The 16,799-nt window shown below is 73.8% G+C and carries 18 protein-coding genes; 9 read left to right on the top strand and 9 right to left on the bottom strand.

Going from position 1 to position 16,799, the window contains the following annotated elements; genetic code table 11:
- Positions 1-51: 51 nt before the first annotated feature.
- The 3 genes from P2H44_RS17735 to P2H44_RS17725 all read left to right on the top strand — a co-directional run bounded on the left by P2H44_RS17735 (position 52) and on the right by P2H44_RS17725 (position 2,012).
- Positions 52-630 (top strand): F0F1 ATP synthase subunit B', encoded by a 579-nt coding sequence (locus P2H44_RS17735; RefSeq protein ID WP_275765457.1) that lies wholly within the window; start codon positions 52-54, stop codon positions 628-630.
- A 4-nt stretch (positions 631-634) separates the two neighbouring features.
- Complete coding sequence (locus P2H44_RS17730) at positions 635-1,120, top strand: F0F1 ATP synthase subunit B family protein (RefSeq protein WP_275765455.1); 486 nt, start codon at positions 635-637, stop codon at positions 1,118-1,120.
- Between the two features lie 373 nt (positions 1,121-1,493).
- The gene (locus P2H44_RS17725; protein WP_275765453.1) at positions 1,494-2,012 is read left to right on the top strand and encodes a hypothetical protein; all 519 of its coding nucleotides are present in this window, start codon (positions 1,494-1,496) and stop codon (positions 2,010-2,012) included.
- Between the two features lie 113 nt (positions 2,013-2,125).
- Here the strand turns inward: P2H44_RS17725 and P2H44_RS17720 are convergent, their stop codons facing one another.
- The gene (locus P2H44_RS17720; protein WP_275765451.1) at positions 2,126-2,902 is read right to left on the bottom strand and encodes a DUF1013 domain-containing protein; all 777 of its coding nucleotides are present in this window, start codon (positions 2,900-2,902) and stop codon (positions 2,126-2,128) included.
- Between the two features lie 443 nt (positions 2,903-3,345).
- Between P2H44_RS17720 and P2H44_RS17715 the strand changes: the two genes are divergently transcribed.
- Positions 3,346-3,531 (top strand): hypothetical protein, encoded by a 186-nt coding sequence (locus P2H44_RS17715; RefSeq protein WP_275765449.1) that lies wholly within the window; start codon positions 3,346-3,348, stop codon positions 3,529-3,531.
- Between the two features lie 89 nt (positions 3,532-3,620).
- Here the strand turns inward: P2H44_RS17715 and P2H44_RS17710 are convergent, their stop codons facing one another.
- Positions 3,621-4,619 (bottom strand): NAD(P)H-quinone oxidoreductase, encoded by a 999-nt coding sequence (locus P2H44_RS17710; RefSeq protein WP_275765447.1) that lies wholly within the window; start codon positions 4,617-4,619, stop codon positions 3,621-3,623.
- 191 nt (positions 4,620-4,810) lie between these two features.
- Between P2H44_RS17710 and P2H44_RS17705 the strand changes: the two genes are divergently transcribed.
- The 5 genes from P2H44_RS17705 to P2H44_RS17685 all read left to right on the top strand — a co-directional run bounded on the left by P2H44_RS17705 (position 4,811) and on the right by P2H44_RS17685 (position 8,352).
- Entirely contained in the window at positions 4,811-5,182 is a 372-nt protein-coding gene (locus P2H44_RS17705) for a winged helix-turn-helix domain-containing protein (protein WP_275765446.1), read from the top strand.
- Positions 5,183-5,260: 78 nt separating this feature from the next.
- Positions 5,261-6,091, top strand: a complete 831-nt coding sequence (gene modA, locus P2H44_RS17700; protein WP_275765445.1) for a molybdate ABC transporter substrate-binding protein — start codon at positions 5,261-5,263, stop codon at positions 6,089-6,091.
- Positions 6,091-6,783, top strand: a complete 693-nt coding sequence (gene modB / locus P2H44_RS17695; protein ID WP_275765688.1) for a molybdate ABC transporter permease subunit — start codon at positions 6,091-6,093, stop codon at positions 6,781-6,783. The genes modA and modB overlap by 1 nt, the downstream gene beginning before the upstream one ends.
- Before the next feature lie 4 nt (positions 6,784-6,787).
- Entirely contained in the window at positions 6,788-7,903 is a 1,116-nt protein-coding gene (gene modC, locus P2H44_RS17690) for a molybdenum ABC transporter ATP-binding protein (RefSeq protein WP_275765444.1), read from the top strand.
- Positions 7,900-8,352 carry an SAM-dependent methyltransferase gene (locus tag P2H44_RS17685; RefSeq protein WP_275765443.1) on the top strand — a complete coding sequence of 151 codons (453 nt, stop codon included), beginning with the start codon at positions 7,900-7,902 and terminating at the stop codon, positions 8,350-8,352. Before modC ends, P2H44_RS17685 begins: the two co-directional genes overlap by 4 nt.
- Before the next feature lie 338 nt (positions 8,353-8,690).
- Here P2H44_RS17685 and P2H44_RS25505 read toward each other — a convergent pair whose 3' ends face one another.
- From P2H44_RS25505 to pcaG, 7 genes are all read right to left on the bottom strand, one after another.
- Positions 8,691-10,361 carry a molybdopterin-binding/glycosyltransferase family 2 protein gene (locus tag P2H44_RS25505; protein WP_345799007.1) on the bottom strand — a complete coding sequence of 557 codons (1,671 nt, stop codon included), beginning with the start codon at positions 10,359-10,361 and terminating at the stop codon, positions 8,691-8,693.
- A gap of 64 nt (positions 10,362-10,425) precedes the next feature.
- Complete coding sequence (locus P2H44_RS17670) at positions 10,426-11,475, bottom strand: XdhC family protein (protein ID WP_275765442.1); 1,050 nt, start codon at positions 11,473-11,475, stop codon at positions 10,426-10,428.
- Positions 11,476-11,935: 460 nt separating this feature from the next.
- Positions 11,936-12,802: an isocitrate lyase/PEP mutase family protein gene (locus P2H44_RS17665; protein ID WP_275765441.1), complete on the bottom strand. Its 867-nt coding sequence runs from the start codon at positions 12,800-12,802 to the stop codon at positions 11,936-11,938.
- An 8-nt stretch (positions 12,803-12,810) separates the two neighbouring features.
- Positions 12,811-14,085: a TRAP transporter large permease gene (locus tag P2H44_RS17660; RefSeq protein WP_275765440.1), complete on the bottom strand. Its 1,275-nt coding sequence runs from the start codon at positions 14,083-14,085 to the stop codon at positions 12,811-12,813.
- Positions 14,082-14,594 carry a TRAP transporter small permease gene (locus P2H44_RS17655; protein WP_275765438.1) on the bottom strand — a complete coding sequence of 171 codons (513 nt, stop codon included), beginning with the start codon at positions 14,592-14,594 and terminating at the stop codon, positions 14,082-14,084. The genes P2H44_RS17660 and P2H44_RS17655 overlap by 4 nt, the downstream gene beginning before the upstream one ends.
- 455 nt (positions 14,595-15,049) lie before the next feature.
- Positions 15,050-16,042: a TRAP transporter substrate-binding protein gene (locus tag P2H44_RS17650; protein WP_275765436.1), complete on the bottom strand. Its 993-nt coding sequence runs from the start codon at positions 16,040-16,042 to the stop codon at positions 15,050-15,052.
- A 144-nt stretch (positions 16,043-16,186) separates the two neighbouring features.
- The gene (pcaG, locus tag P2H44_RS17645) at positions 16,187-16,798 is read right to left on the bottom strand and encodes a protocatechuate 3,4-dioxygenase subunit alpha (protein ID WP_275765434.1); all 612 of its coding nucleotides are present in this window, start codon (positions 16,796-16,798) and stop codon (positions 16,187-16,189) included.
- Position 16,799 lies beyond the last annotated feature (1 nt).

Genomic DNA, 16,799 nt, shown 5'->3' with positions numbered 1-16,799 from the left:
CGGCCGCGCCTTTTGCGCGCCGCCCGCGGGGCCCGAGCCCGGGAGAGACCGATGGGTCTGTTCATCTCCGCCGCGCAGGCCGCGACCGAGGCCGTCGGCATCGAGGAGGGCGTCGAGCACGGCGGCGAGCATGGCTCCGCCGGCCTTCCCCAGCTCGACCTCGCCTCCTTCCCGTCCCAGATCTTCTGGCTGGTGGTGGCGCTGGTCGTCCTCTACCTGATGTTCACCCGCGTGGTCCTGCCGCGCATCGGCGGCATCATCGAGGAGCGTCACGACGCCATCGAGGACGACCTCGACCGCGCCGCCGACTTCAAGCGCCGCGCCGAGGAGGCCGAAGCCGCCTGGCAGAAGGCGCTGGCCGACGCCCGCGCCGAAGCGCAGGCCATCGCCGACGCCACCAAGGCCGAGATCCAGAAGGAGATCGACGCCGCGGTCGCCAAGGCCGACGCCGAGATCGCCGCCAAGACCGCCGAGTCCGAGACCCGCATCGCCGAGGTGCGCGCCGAGGCCTCCGCCGCGGTCAAGGAAGTCGCCCAGGACGTCGCCGCCGCGCTGGCCGAGGCCGTCGCCCCCGGCGCCGCCGACCCCGCCGCGCTGAGCGCCGCCGTGTCCAAGCGCGTGGAAGGCTGAACCCATGTGGCATAACTCCAACTTCGTCGTCTTCGTCGCCTTCGTCATCTTCCTGGGCGTCCTTTGGTACTTCAAGGTGCCCAAGATGATCGCCGCGGCGCTCGACAAGCGCGCCCTGCGCATCAAGGAAGAGCTCGACGAGGCCCGCCGCCTGCGCGAGGAGGCCCAGTCCCTGCTGGCGTCCTACGAGCGCAAGCAGAAGGAGGTCGAGGGCCAGGTCGCCGACATCGTCGCCCACGCCCGGACCGAGGCCGAGGAGGCCGCGGTGCAGGCGAAGAAGGACCTCGAGGTCTCGATCGCCCGCCGCCTGAAGTCGGCCGAGGAGCAGATCCAGGCCGCCGAGGACGGCGCGGTGCGCGCGGTGCGCAACGAGGCGATCCGGGTCGCGATCGAGGCGACCTCCGAGGTCCTGAAGGACTCGATGTCGCCCGAGGCGCGCGCCCGTCTGACCGACGAGGGCATCGCCACCGTGGGCGCCAAGCTGCACTGACGCCGCCCCGCGGGGACGAATTCGAAGGGCCGCGCCTCCGGGCGCGGCCCTTTCCTTTTGCGCCCCCCTGCCCCGGCGCGCAGGCGCCGCGTCGGGCCCCGCGCCCGGGGCCGGCCCTGCGCCCGCGGCACGGCCCGGCCTCGGCGCTCGGGGCGAGGGGCGCCCGGCCCGGCCGCAGGGCGGCGGGACGCCGGCCGAGACCCGCGGCGACGAGCGCTGGGAGCCGTCGGGGCAGAGGCGCAGGCGCGCCGGAGAACTCGTCCGGCGCCACTCACCGATTAAGCGCATTTTAACGCTGATCGCTGAAAAGTTGAGGCATCCGGCCGGGGCGGCGCGGCATGCGCGCGGCAGATCCGGCGACGACGGAGGCGCCTTGCGCGACGGTCCCATGCTCGAGCCCCAGCCCCGCCGAACCGCCCGCCGCCTCGCCGCCCTCGTTGCGGCGACGGCCTGTCTTCTCGCCTGCGCCCCCAGGGCCGCCGCCGGCGACTGGGAGCCGGTTCGCCTGATCGATGCGAGCGAGCTGAGCGGCCTGGCCGAAGACGGGCGCACCCGCTTTCACGCCGTCTGCCTGCGGGACGTGCGCGGCTATGCCTTCGCCCTGCGCGGCTATCCCGGCGACGCCCTGCCCCGCGACGCGGCCGAGGCCTTCGGGCTGCAGATCGAGGTGCTGCTGACCCTGGGCAGCCGCCGCTTCGTGCTGCCCTTCGCGGCGATCGGGGAGCAGGAGAACCTCTGGGCCTCCCCCCAGGTCGAGGCGCGACGGCTGATGGACGCGATGGCCGCCGGCCGGCGGATGCGCCTGATCGGCCCCAGCGGCGTGGCGGCGAACTTCTCGCTCGACGGCAGCGCCTGGGGCGTCGCGGCGATGCGCCAGACCTGCGGGCACTGACGGGGCGGTCGCTGAAATCGCGGCCACGGAACCTGCGCCCGGATACGCGAAACGCCCGGCCGTCGGGCCGGGCGCTTTCAGATCCGCAGGCGCGCCGCCGCGGCGGCGGGCGCTCAGCGGGGCTGCTCGTCCTCGTCGTCGTCGTCCGAGCCGCCGGGCAGGTTGAACAGCGCGTCGGGGTCCAGCGTCTCGCGCGGGTCGACGCGGGGATCGTCGTCGTCGTTCGACTCGATCAGCGAGAAGTTCTCGAGCCCCGAGATGTTCGAGGGCATCCGCGGCTCGGGCCGGGCGGCGAGGCTCTCGTCCGTCGAGAGCAGGGACATCCGCTCCTCGTGGGACATCACCTCCTCGCGCTCGCGACGCTTGCGCTCGGCGGCCTTGCGCACGGCCTCGTCCAGCTCCGACTGCGAGCACAGGCCCACCGCCACCGGGTCGACCGGCTGGATGTTCTGCGCGTTCCAGTGGGTGCGGTTGCGGATCGACAGGATCGTCGGCTTGGTGGTGCCCACCAGCTTCGAGATCTGGCCGTCCGAGAGCTCCGGGTGGTAGCGGACCAGCCAGGCGATGGCGGCCGGACGCTCCTGGCGCTTCGACAGCGGGGTGTAACGGGGGCCCTTGCGGCGGGCCTCGCCCTCCATCGCCTGGGTGCGCTTCAGGCGCAGGCGCAGGGTCGGGTCCTTCTCGCAGCGGTCGATCTCCGACTGCTCGAGCTGGTTGTTGGCGACCGGATCGAAGCCCTTCATGCCCTGGGCGACCTCGCCGTCGGCGATGCCGTTGACCTCGAGCTCGTGCAGGCCGCAGAAGGACGCGATCTGGGTGAAGGTCAGGGTCGTGTTGTCCACCAGCCAGACGGCGGTGGCTTTCGGCATCAGCGGCAGCGAATCGCTCATCGGTCTCGGGTCCTCTCCCGGCAAGACGTCATCCTCGGTTCCGAAGAACCCGGCCGCATCCGGTTTCCCGGCGGCCGACCCTGTTCTGATAGGGAGGCGGCCGTGATATAATCGGTTTGGGACGCCGAGGAAAGGCCCCCCTCGCGCAGGGGCGCCGCCAGCTGGCCGGAGCTCGCCCGCAGGGGGCGGGTTCGGGCGCATCGGACGCCGCCTCGACGCGCGGAACCGCCGCCCTACATCCCCTGCACGCAACGGATGTTCACGATGGCTTGCGATTCAACCAACGATGTGGAAAATCCGATGAACAGACGTGCTGCCGCCATGGAGGCGGCCCTTGTTCCAGGAAGCGCATTCGGATTTTCGGATGCGGGACATGACGAAGCGAGGGACCGGACCCGGGCGTCGTCGCCTGGACCGCTCCCAACCAGTGACGGGTTCACGCATTGAGTCGCAAGCCTAGCTCGCCCGCCGCAGTTTCCGGCGAAACCGACGAGGAACGCGCCCGGCGCCGCCTGGCGCTGGTCCGGGTGCTGATCTGGGCGCAACGGGAGGCCGCGGCCATGGAGCTCGGCGAAACCTCCGACCTGCTGCACGAGGCGATCGCGGCGCTGGACCTGCCCGAGGCCTGAGGCGCGCAGCGCCAGGAGCGGCAGGGCGCACCGGCGGCCGCAAGGGTCGGCGCCCTGCGACAGGCGCCGACCGCGATCCTTCGACCCGATCAGAAGGTCAGGACGATCTTGCCCATGTGGGCCGAGCTCTCCATCAGCGCGTGGGCCTTGGAGGCCTCCTCCAGCGGGAAGCGGGCGTGGATCACCGGGGCGAGCCGGCCGGAGGCGACCAGCGGCCAGACCTCGGCCTCGATCTCGCGGGCCATCTCGGCCTTGAAGGCCACCGTGCGCGGACGCAGGGTCGAGCCGGTGATCGTCAGGCGGCGGATCATCACCTGGGCGAAGTTCACCTCGGCCTTGGGGCCGCCCAGGAAGGCGATGAAGCTCAGCCGCCCGTCGTCGGCCAGCGCCTGGAGATCGCGGTTGATGTAGTCGCCGCCCACCATGTCCAGGATCACGTTCACGCCGCGGCCGTCGGTCAGCGCCTTGACCTCCTTCACGTAGTCCTGCTCGCGGTAGTTGATCGCCGCCTCCGCGCCGAGCCCGAGGCAGAACTCGGCCTTCTCGGCGTTGCCCACGGTGGTGAACACGCGCGCGCCGCGGGCGTTGGCCAGCTGGATGGCGGTCGAGCCGATGCCCGAGCTGCCGCCATGCACCAGGAAGGTCTCTCCGCCCTTCAGGCCGACGCGCTGGAAGACGTTGATCCAGACGGTGAAGACCGTCTCGGGCAGGCAGGCCGCGGCCTCCATCGACAGGCCCTCGGGGACCGGCAGGGCGTGGTCGGCGGGGGTGACGACGTATTCGGCGTAGCCGCCGCCCGGCAGCAGGGCGCAGACCTTGTCGCCGAGCTTCCAGCGCCCGACGCCCTCGCCCACCGCCGCGACCGTGCCCGCGGCCTCGAGCCCCGGCAGGTCCGAGGCGCCCGGCGGCACCGGGTAGTTGCCCGCGCGCTGCAGCGCGTCGGGGCGGTTCACGCCGGCGGCGGCGACCTTGATCAGGATCTCGCCCGCGCCGGGCTTCGGCACGGGGCGGGTTCCGGGGACCAGCACCTCGGGCCCGCCGGGCTCCGAGATCTCGACCACGCGCATGGTTTCGGGAAGGTCGGACATGGGGGCTCCTCCGGGTTTTCTGGTGCGCGGGGCCGTCCCGCGGGGTGCGCCGCGTCGGGGCGCGGAGATGTTTCGCGCCCATGCATCGCCGCTTGCGCGCGCCGGGGCAAGGCCCGGCCGTCGGCAAGGACGCCCGCCGCGCGCCCGCGCCCGGCTTGCCGCGCCCCCGGCGCCGGTCCATCCTCCGCCCCATGTCCGATCCCGCCGCCCCCCCGCGCTACCGCATCCGCATCGTCTTCGGCCCCGAGGAGATGATCGGCCCCGGCAAGGCCGAGCTGCTGGAGCGGATCGCGAACACCGGCTCGATCGCCGCCGCGGGCCGCGAGATGGGGATGAGCTACAAGCGCGCCTGGCAGCTGGTCGAGACCCTCAACGCCATGTTCCGCGAGCCGCTGGTGCGCAGCTCCCGCGGCGGCGCACGCGGCGGGGGCGCGGTGGTGACCGAGGCCGGCCAGGCCGTGCTGGCGGAGTATCGCGCGCTGGAGACCCGGGCGGAGAGCGCCGGCGCCCCCCATGTCCGCCGCCTCCAGGCGATGATGCGGGAGGGTCCCGAGGAGACATGACGCTTGCGCCGGGGACGGCCGAGACCGATATTCCCCGCGAACCATAACGACGCCGTCCCCCCTGACCGGAAGACCGCCATGTTCCGCCGCTCCCGCCCCGCCCTTCTCCGCCGCGCGGCCCTGGCCGGGCTCGCGCTCGGCGCCGGGCTTGCGGCCGCCGTGCTGCCGCCGGCCGCGGCGCGGGCGGGCGAGGTCACGGTCTTCGCCGCCGCCAGCCTGAAGAACGCGATGGACGAAATCGCGGCGGGGTTCGAGGCGGCGACGGGCGACGCGGCGCGCGTCTCGCTCGCCGGCTCCTCGGCGCTGGCGCGCCAGATCCAGCAGGGGGCGCCGGCGGAGGTGTTCGTCTCGGCCAACGCCGCCTGGATGGACCGGCTGGAGGCGGACGGGCTGATCGCCCCCGGCTCGCGCCTCGACCTCCTGCGCAACACGCTGGTGCTGGTCGCCCCCGTCGACGGCGCGGCCCCCGTCGAGATCGGCCCCGATCTCGACCTCGCGGCGCTGCTGGGCGAGGGTCGGCTCGCCATGGCGCTGGTCGAGGCGGTGCCCGCCGGCATCTACGGCAAGGCGGCGCTGGAGAGCCTGGGCCTCTGGTCCTCCGTCGCCCCCCGCGTGGCGCAGACCGACAACGTGCGCGCGGCGCTGGCGCTGGTGGCGGCCGGCGAGGCGCCGCTGGGCGTGGTCTACGCCACCGACGCCGCCGCCGAGCCGGCGGTGCGCGTGGTCGGAACCTTCCCCGAGGGCTCGCACCCGCCCATCGTCTACCCCGCCGCCCGGGTGGCCGGCGCCGACGCCCCGGCCGCCGAGGCCTTCCTCGCCTACCTCCAGGGCCCGCAGGCCAGCGCGGCCTTCGAGCGCCAGGGCTTCGCGGTGATCCCCGCCCCCCACGCGCCGGGAGCGGACGGCTGATCGCCGCGCTGGGCCCTGAGGCGCTCGACGCGCTGGCGCTGTCGCTCAAGGTCTCGGCCTGGGCGACGGCGGCCAGCCTGCCGGTCGCGCTGCTCGCGGCCCATGCGCTGGCGCGCTGGCGCTTTCCGGGGCTCCAGCTTCTCAACGTCCTCGTGCACCTGCCCCTCGTGCTGCCCCCCGTCGTCACCGGCTGGCTGCTGCTGATGGCCTTCGGCACGCGCGGCCCGGTCGGCGCGCTGCTCGCCGAGGTCGGGATCGTCTTCGCCTTCCGCTGGACCGGCGCGGCGCTGGCGGCCGCCGTCATGGCCTTCCCCCTGATGGTGCGCGCCATCCGCCTGTCGATCGAGGCGGTGGACCCGAAGCTGGAGCAGGCGGCCGGCACGCTCGGCGCCTCGCGCCCCTGGATCTTCGCCACCGTCACCCTGCCGCTGATCCTGCCCGGCATCCTCGCGGGCGCGGTGCTCGCCTTCGCCAAGGCGATGGGGGAGTTCGGGGCCACGATCACCTTCGTCTCCAACATCCCCGGCGAGACGCGCACCCTGCCCAGCGCCATCTACGCCTTCCTGCAGACCCCGGGGGGCGAAACCCAGGCGCTGGCGCTGGCGGGCGTCTCGGTCGCGGTCGCGATGGGGGCGCTGCTGATCTCGGAATGGGTGGCGACGCGCATCGCGCGCCGCGTGGCGGGGGGCTGAGGCGATGCTGGAGGTCTCGCTGCGCCACCGCTTCGGCGCCTTCTCGCTCGACGCCGCGTTCGAGGCGCCGCCGGGGATCACGGTGCTGTTCGGCCGCTCGGGCTCGGGCAAGAGCACGATCGTGAACGCGGTCGCGGGCCTCTTCGCCCCGGACGAGGGGCGGGTGACGGTCGACGGCCGCACGCTGCTCGACACCGCCGCGGGGGTGAACCTGCCCCCCCGCCGCCGGCGTCTGGGCTACGTCTTCCAGGAGGGGCGGCTGTTCCCGCACCTGACCGTGCGCCGCAACCTGCTCTACGGCCGCTGGTTCGCGCCCGTGAAGGCCCCGCGGGCGGAGTTCGAGCGGGTGGTCGAGATGCTGGGCGTCGGCCCCCTGCTCGACCGCCGCCCCGGCGCCCTCTCTGGCGGGGAGAAGCAGCGGGTCGCCATCGGCCGCGCGCTGCTCGCCTCCCCCGGCCTGATCCTCGCCGACGAGCCGCTGGCCGCCCTCGACGAGGCGCGCAAGGCCGAGATCCTCCCCTATTTCGAGCGGCTGCGCGACGAGGCGACGGCCCCGATCCTCTACGTCTCCCACTCCGCGGCCGAGGTTGCGCGCCTCGCCACCACCGTCGTCGCCCTGCAGGACGGCCGGGTGATCCGCCAGGGGCCGGCGGCCGAGGTGCTGGGCGATCCCTCGGTCGCCCCCACCGGCGTGCGCGGCGTGGGCGCTGTGCTCGAGGCGCGCGTGGCCGCCCACCACGCCGACGGGCTGAGCGAACTCGACGCCGCCGGCGACCGCCTGTTCCTGCCCCGCGTCCCCCAGCCCCTGGGCGCGGCCCTGCGGGTGCGGGTGGCGGCGCAGGAGGTGATGCTGTCGCTGGAGGCGCCGCGGGGCATCTCCGCGCTCAACGTCCTGCCGGGCGTGGTCGAGGCGATCCATGCCGGCCAGGGCCCCGGCGCCATCGTCTCGGTCCGCACGCGGGCGGGCGTGGTGCTGGCCCGCGTCACCCGCCGCTCGGCCGAGGCGCTGGCCCTCGCCCCCGGCCTGCCCGTCCACGCCATCGTCAAGACGGTGGCCATCGCCCCCGAGGACGTGGGAGGAGAGCCCACCCCCTCGCCCGCGCAGGAGCCCGCCCGATGACCGACGCCCCCCTGCCCTTCGGCGCCGTCCGCCCCGGCGAGACCACCGTCGAGACGCCCGAGAGCTTCGACGCCGAGCTCTGGTTCCTCGGCCGCATCCGCACCCCCTGGACCGAGCCGCGCGACTGCCCCAAGGGCGGCGACCGCGAGACGGGCCCCGAATGCCGGATCGAGCTCGATCCCCGCTGGGCGCCCCTGCTGGAGGGCGTGGCGGAGAAGCAGCGCCTGCTGGTCCTCTACTGGATGCACCGCGCGCGCCGCGACCTCGCCACCCAGCGCCGTCGCCGCGAGGGCCCGGTGCGCGGCACCTTCGCCCTGCGCTCGCCCATGCGCCCCAACCCCATCGCCGCCTCCGAGGTCGCGCTCCTGCGCGTCGAGGGCGCGACGCTGGTCGTCCGCGGCCTCGACTGCGTCGACGGCACCCCCGTCCTCGACCTCAAGCCCGCCTGACCCCCGCCGCCCCAGGCGCTCCGGCGCGACGCCCGCAGGCCCGCACGAAGCGCCTGTTCTTCGGAGCCGTCTCTCGCTGATGCCGTAAAGAGCGTCTCGCCCGCCGGGGTCAGGGATCGCGAAGCGACCCCGCCTCTTGGCGGGGCTTGTCCTTGACCCCGGCGGGCGAGTCGCTCAGGCATCAACAGCGAGAGATGGATCCGAAGGACAGGCGCGGCCCCTGTTCTTTGGTGAGTCAGGAGCCCGCCGGAGGCTCCCGCGCTCCCCACGCAGGCGCGCCCCCAGCAACAGGCCCAAGCCCGCCCGCAGGGCGCCTCCGTCCCCAAAATCCGCTCCGCTCAACTCCCGCGTTCCGCCCGCCAGGCCGCCCAGGCCTCCGGCGTGTCGAGGTCGAGCCGCGCCGCGCGGCCTTCCGTCGTCACCAGCGTCACGAAGTCGGCGTTGGCGCGCAGGATGTCCCGCGCCCCCTCGTCCCCGGTCAGGCGGGAGAGGCTCTCGAAGAAGCGCCGTCCGAAGAGGACGGGGTGCCCGGGCCGTCCCTGGGCGTCTGCCGCCCGGCAGATGGCCGCGCCGCGGGCCGGGTCGAAAGCCGCGATCAGGGCGTCGGCGTGGGCGGCGGAGACCTCGGGCATGTCGGCGAGCGCCAGCAGCACCGCATCGGTCTCGGGGTCGATGGCGGCGAGGCCCCGACGGATCGAGGCGGCCATGCCCTCGGCCGCCTCGGGGTTCTCGACGAGGGTCAGGTCCAGCCCCTCGAGCGCCGCGCGCCGGGCCGCGTCGCCGGGGCGCAGGACCACGACCAGGTCGTCGACCCCGCTCGCCGCCAGCGCCTTCGCCGAGCGGCGCAGCACCGGCTCGCCGCCCACCTCCTCCAGCAGCTTGTCGCGTCCCTGCATGCGCGAGGAGGCGCCAGCGGCCAGCAGCAGCGCGGTGACGTAGGGTTTTTCTGCGGCCCCGGCGCCGCCCGCGCGGGGCTGGGGGCGGGAGGGGATCTCCTTCAGGAGGCCGCCCACGCCCATGCCGGCGATGTCGGCGGTGGTCACCTCCAGCCCGCAGGCCAGGCGCTCGAGCACCCAGTCGGTGCCCGACAGCGCAGGCGAGCGGCTGGAGCCGGGCATGCCCAGCACCGGGCGGCCGTCGAGCTCGCCCAGGAACATCAGGTTGCCGGGATCGACCGGCATGCCGAAGCGGATCAGCCGGCCGCCCGCGGCCTCGACCGCCGCCGGGGCCACGTCGCGCCGGTCGGAGGGGGCCGAGCCCCCCAGCACCAGGATCATTTCGCCGGTCGCCGCGCGCAGGGCCTCGGCCAGGGCGTCGATGTCGTGGGGGGTGCGGGCCTCGTCCGCCACGCTCATGCCCAGCGCCGCGAGGCGCGCGGTCAGCGCCTCGGCGCCCTTGTCGAGCAGGCGCGGCTTCAGGCCCGGCACGTGGGTCAGCGCGAGGCTGGCGCGCCGCAGGCGCACGGGATGGCAGCGCACGGCGGGGCCCGGCGGAGGCGAGGCGCCCTCGGGCGCCGTGCCCACGCCGCAGGCGCCCGAGAGGATCGCGGCCGCCCGCTCCACCGCTTCGCGCGGGGCGGCGTAGGGGATGATCTTCACGGTGGCGACCATCATCCGCGGCGAGATGCGGGACCAGTCGGCCAGCGTCGAGACGGTGATCGCCTCGTCCACCGCGTTGGCGGCGTCGATGCGCGCGCGGTCGATGCGCAGCACCCCGGTCGCGAGCGCATGCAGGTTCGCGCGCCCCGTGAAGGGCGCCCCGCGGCTGACGCCCACGGCCAGCGGATCGGGGGCTAGCGCGGCGGCCAGCGCCGCCGCCGCCTGATCCTCGGAGAGGTCGTCGGGGCCGAGGCGGGCGGCCGTCACCTGCCCGATGCCCGCCTCGCGCAGCGCCTCGAGATCCTCGCGCCCCAGCGCCGCGCCCTTCTTCAGGCGCCGGCCCGCGGCGGTCAGCGAATGGGCCAGGATCGCGCCCTCGGCCTCCTCCAGCGGGAGGCGGCCGAACTTCATGCCGCGCTCCCGGAGCGCGGCGCGCCGCGCCTGACGCCGATGCCCTGCCCCCTCATGCCGATCCTCAGGCCGCGTCCTGCGCGGCGGGGGCCGGGACCCTGGCGCCGGGGCGGGTGTCGGGGCGGCGCAGCCGCTCGGTCATCTGGGCGAGGGCGGAGATGGCGATCTCGGCCGGGGTGGCGGAGCCGATGTCGGCGCCCAGCGGGCTGTCGATGCGCGCGATCTCCTCGGCCGAGAAGCCCTCGGCCTCCAGCCGCGCCACGCGCTTGGCGTGGGTCTTCTTCGAGCCGAGGCAGCCCAGGTAGAAGATCGGCGAGCGGATCGCCCGCGCGATGGCGGGATCGTCCAGCTTGGGATCGTGGGTCAGGGTGATGACCGCGGTGCGCGCGTCGAGGCCGATCGCCTCCAGCGCCTCGTCCGGCCAGTCGTGGGAGATGGTCTCCCCCGGGAACCGGGCCTGGGAGCCGAAGGCGTCGCGCGGATCGACCAGCGTGGCGTCGTAGCCCGCGACCTTCGCCATGGGCATCAGCGCCTGCGCGATGTGAACCGCGCCGACCACCACCAGCCGCAGGGGCGGGTTGTGGACGCCCAGGAACCAGCCGTCCTCGGACATGCCGGAGCGGTCGGTGCGCAGCCGCTGCGCGGCCTCGGCCTCCAGCGGGCCGGCGCCGGTCCCGTCGGGCAGCGCCCGCTCCCAGGTCTGCGGGTTCACCGCCCAGGCGACGGCGCGGCGGGCGGCGCGGGCGGAGGCCAGGGCCTGGATCTCCTCGACCGAGGGCCCCTGCCCCACGCCGATCGGCTCGACCATCACCCGGATGGTGCCGCCGCAGGCGAGGCCCACGGCGAACGCCTCGTCGTCGGAGACGCCGAACTCCAGCATCCGGCAGGTCCCGTCCTCGAGCGCGTCCATCGCCTCGACCATCACCGCGCCTTCGACGCAGCCGCCGGAGACGGAGCCCATGATCTCGCCGTCTGCGGAGATCACCAGCTGGGAGCCGGCGGGGCGGGGGGCGGAGCCCCAGGTCTGGACCACCGTCGCGATCGCGGCGCGCTTGCCGGCGGCGATCCAGTCGAGGGCGATCTCGGGAATGCGGTCGTGGTCTGCGACGGACATGGCGTCCTCCCGGACAGGGGCGCGGAAACGGGGCGAGGGGCGCGCTAGGGGACCAAGACGGGCCGCCGCGGCGCCTGACTGAAGGAATACATAAGGGCGAGGGGGGGCGTCGCGCCAGTGCCGGGCGCCGATGCGCCTTCGTGACGGGCGGGGCCTCCGAGGCGGGGCTCGTCGGCTGGCCGCTGCGCGGGGGCGCTTGCGCGCCCGGAAGGTCGCTTCGGGAGCTCACCAAAGAACAAGGCCGCGCCTGCCCTTCGGATCCGTCCGTCGCTGAAGATGCCTGAGCGACTCGCCCGCCGGGGTCAAGGACAAGCCCCGCGCAAGCGCGGGGTCGCTTCGCGATCCCTGACCCCGGCGGGCGAGTCGCTCTTAACGGCATCAGCGACGGACGGCTCCGAAGAACAGGCGCTCCGCGAGGGCCTCCCGCGGGGCGCCGGGGCGCCCGGATCGGGGGGCGAGCTCAGCGGGCGCGGGCGGAGGAGCGGTAGGTTTCGGAGGCGTCGTAGTAGGCGTCGAAGCCGATGCGGCGGCGGAGCTCGGCGAAGTCCATCAGGCCCTCGCGCGGGGCGTCGGAGGCGAGCTGGTCGAGGGCGCGGGTCATCGCCTGCATGGCGGCGGCGAGCAGCGTCAGCGGATAGGCGGCGATCGAGAAGCCGATGTCCTGCAGCTCGGCATGGGAAAGGCCGGGCGTCTCGCCGCCCTCGACGATGTTGGCCATCTTCGGGCCCGGGAGCTCGGTGCAGATCGTGCGCATCTCCTCGACCGACTTCGGGGCCTCGACGAAGAGGATGTCGGCGCCGAGCTCGTGGAAGCGGTGGGCGCGGTCGATGGCCTCCGCGAGCCCGTGCTCGTGGCGGGCGTCGGTGCGGGCGAGGATCAGGATGTCGTCCGAGGCGCGCGCGTCGGCGGCGGCGCGGATCCGGTCGAAGGCCTCCTCGCGCTCCACCACCTCCTTGCCCGGCGTGTGGCCGCAGCGCTTGGGGGCCTTCTGGTCCTCGATCATCACCGCCGCGCAGCCGGCGCGGGCGAAGCCGCGCACCGTGCGGCGCACGTTCATCGCGTTGCCGTAGCCGGTGTCGCCGTCCCCGATCAGCGGGAGGGTCACCGCGTCGGCGATGGCGCGGGCCTGGTCGGCGACCTCGGCGTAGCTCATCAGGCCCAGGTCCGGCTCCCCGATCCGGGCGGCGGAGGCGGCGAAGCCCGACATGAAGGTCAGCGGGAAGCCCGCCTGCTCGATCAGCTTGGCCGAGAGCGGATCGAAGCAGCAGGGCATCACCAGCAGGCGCTCCTGGGCCAGCAGGGCGCGGAGACGGTCGGGAGGGGTCATGTCGGCCTCTAGAGCTTGAACGGGATGTAGGTGGCGAGGTCGGGGACCATGTAGAGGATCGCGACGGTGAGCAACATGATGATCAGGAACGGGATCACCCCGCGGGAGACTTCCGCCAGGGATGTGCGCGCCACCGCCTGGATGACGTAGAGGTTCAGCCCCACCGGCGGGGTGATCAGCGCGCATTCGACCATGATCACCATGAAGACGCCGAACCAGATCGGATCGAAGCCCATCGCCAGCGCCGCAGGCAGCAGCACCGGGGTCATGATCAGCACCATCGACAGCGCCTCGAACACCAGGCCCATCACCAGCAGGATCGCGGCGACCACCACGATGTAGGCGAGCGGGGTGTGGATCGTCTCGGAGATGAAGGCCGAGATGTCCTGGGGGACGCGGTAGAGGGTGATCGCCTTCCCGAAGATCTTGGCGCCGGCGATGATCAGCAGGATCGCGGTGGTGGTGGCCATGGATTCGAAGATCGCCTCGCGCAGTCCCCGCCAGCTCAGCGAGCGCAGGATGACCGCGGTGATCAGCAGCGCCGCGGCGAAGCCGATGGCGGCGGCCTCCGTCGGGGTGAAGGCGCCGGAGTAGATGCCGCCGATGATCAGGGCCGAGAGGGCGAGGGAGGGGGCGGCGCGCAGGGTGGCGCGGCGACGCTCCTCCCAGGTGGCGGCGGGCTCGGGGCGCTGGCCGCCGAAGAAGCGGGCGTGGATCATCGCGTAGACGATGAACAGCGCGACCAGCAGGATGCCGGGGCCGATGCCGGCGAGGAACAGAGCGATGACCGATTCCTCGGTGATGAAGCCGTAGACGATCATCGGGATCGAGGGCGGGATCAGGATGCCCAGCGTGCCGCCGGCGGCCATCAGGCCGTAGACGAAGCGTCGGTCGTAGCCGCGCGAGATCATCTCGGGTATCGCCACGGTGCCGATGGTGGCGGCGGTGGCGACCGAGGAGCCGGAAATGGCCGCGAAGATCCCGCACGACAGGATCGTGGCCACGGCCAGCCCGCCGGGCCAGTGGCCGACCCAGGCGTGGACCGCGGCGAACAGGTCGGCGCCCACGCCGCCCTTGAGCAGCACGTTGGACATCAGGAGGAACAGCGGCACCGCCAGCAGGATGAACCCGTCGAGCGTCGACAGCGCCGCCTGCGGCGCCATCAGCGGCGAGAACCCGCCGATCATCAGCAGCGCCAGCCCCAGCCCGCCCAGCGCGAAGGCCACCGGCACGCGGATCAGGAGCAGCGCGAACAGCGCCGCCAGGATCAGGATCACGGTCATTCGTGCAGGCCCTCGCGGTGGGTCGCCCAGTCGGTGCGGAAGGATTTCGCGGTCTCGGCCAGCGCCTGCAGGAACAGCAGGCCGAAGCCGAGCGGGACCGAGAGCTCGGAGACCCAGGTCGGCAGGTCCAGCATCGAGCCGGTGGTGCGCCCGCGCACGAAGCTGTCCCAGAAGATCTCCCACCCGTACCAGGTGGTGACGCCGGCGAAGGCGGCGACGCAGACCATGGCGACGGCCTCGGTCCAGACGCGGGCCGGGGCGGGGATGTTGGCGACCAGCGCGTCCACGGCGATGTGGCGGCGCGCCTCCAGCGCCCAGGCCATCGAGATCAGCACGCCCCAGATCAGGCAGAGCTGGCTGAGCTCGGCCGCCCAGATCGTGGGCCGGGTGAAGAAATAGCGCGCCACGACCTCCCAGGTCAGCATCGCGCCCGAGGCGGCGAACAGCAGCGCCCCGACCCAGGCGAGGCCCAGGCGGATCGCGGCGGCGAGGCGGAAGAGAGGGGTCATCCAGAAGGTCCGGGGCGACGAGGGAACGACGGGCGCGGGGGCGGAGCGGTCCGGCCCGCCGGCCGGCTCGCGAGGCGGAGAGGAGCGGCCCCACGCGGAGGCGGGGGGCCATGGAGCGGATCGCGGCCGCGAAGGGCGGGGCGCAGGGGCGGAGAGCCCGTCCCGGCGCCCCGCCCTGCGGCGCGACGGTCGGGACCGGGGGCGCCCCGGACTCGACCCGGGGCCTCGCCCCTGTCGCCGGCGGCAGGAGCCTGGGTGGAGCACCCCGAGCTGCCGGCGCCCATGCCGCCCGCCGCGCGAAGCCCCGGGTCAGGCCCGGGGCGCCGTCCGCGAGTGGCCGCCGGGCGCCGGGACCGCCGGAGGTCGGGTGCGGGGCGTTTACGCCGGCGCCCCCTGCCCTGCCCGCCGCCCCGCGCCGCGAGGCGGCGCCCGGTCCGCGCTTGGTCCGCGGGGGCTCAGAGAGCCTTCGCGGCCTCCATCAGCTGTTTGCCGAGGTCGCCGGCCTTCTCCATGTACTCGTCGTAGACGGGCTGGGCGGTGGCGCGCCAGGCCTCCATCTCCTCGGCCGTGGGCTCGTAGACGGTCATCCCGTTCTCCTTGGCCGCGGCGTAGGCGGCGGCCTCGATCTGGGACATCTCGTTGCGCACGCTCTCGTCGGCCTTGTCGGCGGCGGCGGTGATGATCGCGCGCTGGTCGTCCGTCAGGCCTTCCCACCAGTCGGTGTTCACCACGACGATGAACTCGATGTCGGCGTGGTTGGTCACGGTGATCGTGTCCATCACCTCCCACAGGCTGCGCGACTTCACGCCCGAGACGCCGGTCATGCCGATGTCCACGGTGCCGCGCTGGTAGGCGAGGTACTGCTCCGAGCCCGAGATCATCGTCGGCGCGCCGCCGGCGGCCTCGGTGAAGTCGCCCAGCGTCTTGCCGAAGACGCGGACCTTCTTGCCCTCCATCGAGGCGGGGGTCTTCAGCGGGCCGCCGTTCGACAGCAGGATCGCGCCGCCGTAGGCCTGCCACCACAGGACCGTGGCGCCGGTGTCCTTGATCGCCTCGTCGATGGGGCCGCGGATCGGGCCGCCCTTGGCGGTGGCCTTGCGGACCTTCTCCTCGGTATCGAGCAGGAAGGGCTGGTAGAAGATGTCCACCGCCGGGATGTCGCCCACGTAGCGCGTCAGCGAGGCGACGCCCGCCTCGATGGACCCGGAACCCACCGCCTGCGGGACCTCCTTGTCCTTGTAGAGCTGGGCGCTGTCGTAGATCTCTACCGCGATGGCGCCGTCGGAGGTCTTCTCGACCTCGTCCTTGAACAGCACCAGGTTCTGGCCGAGGTGGGACTTCAGCGGCAGCTGGAGCGAGATGCGCATGGTCAGGTCGGCCGCCCAGCCCGGAACGGTCGTCAGCGAAAAGGCGAGCGCGGCGCCCGCCGCAAGCATTGCGGGTTTCATGGTCTTTCCTCCCTGTGGTCCGCGGTTTTTGTTGGTGTGCGGTCGACCCTTCTATTCCACGCGGAGCGGGGTCGGGCAAGTGATGGGGCCGGCGGCGGACGAGGGGGCGCCTCCCCGCGCCCCTGGTCCGCCGCGGGCCCCGCGTCAGATGTCGAAGAAGACGGTCTCCCCCTCCCCCTGCAGGCGGATGTCGAAGCGGTAGACGCCGGGGCCCTCGGGCTTCGCGATCAGGGTGGGGATCCGGCTCTTCAGCTCGATGCGGGCCAGCACCGGGTCCTCGGCGTTGGCGGCCGCCTCGTCGGGGAAATACATCCGCGTGTGCAGGCCGATGTTGATGCCCCGCGCGGCGATCCAGAAGGTGATGTGCGGGGCCATCGCGGCGCCGGTCTTGAAGGGCACCCGGCCTGGCTTGATGGTGCGGAATACGAACTCGCCGGTGTCGGGGTCGCCGGCCGAGCGGCCGAAGCCGGCGAAGGCGGGGTCGGCCTCGCCCCGCATCTCGCCCCGGCCCGGGTGCAGGCCGTCGGCGTCGGCCTGCCAGATCTCGATCAGCGCGTCGCGCAGCGGCGTCCCGGTGCCGTCGTAGACGGTCCCCCGGATCTCGATCCGCTCGCCCTTGGTTGCGTCCGAGACCATCTCGGCCCCGATCTCGTGCTCGTAGACGTCGATCCCGCACATGCGTGGGAAGCAGCCGATGTGCACGTAGGGGCCGGCGGTCTGCGAGGGGGTCTCCTTCAGCTGGTCGGGCAGGCGCATC

Origin of the sequence: Albimonas marina (genome assembly GCF_029223255.1) — a bacterium.
In the GTDB taxonomy this organism is placed as follows: domain Bacteria; phylum Pseudomonadota; class Alphaproteobacteria; order Rhodobacterales; family Rhodobacteraceae; genus Albimonas.
Note: the sequence above shows the minus strand (reverse complement) of the source record. Positions and strands in the feature narration are given on the sequence as shown.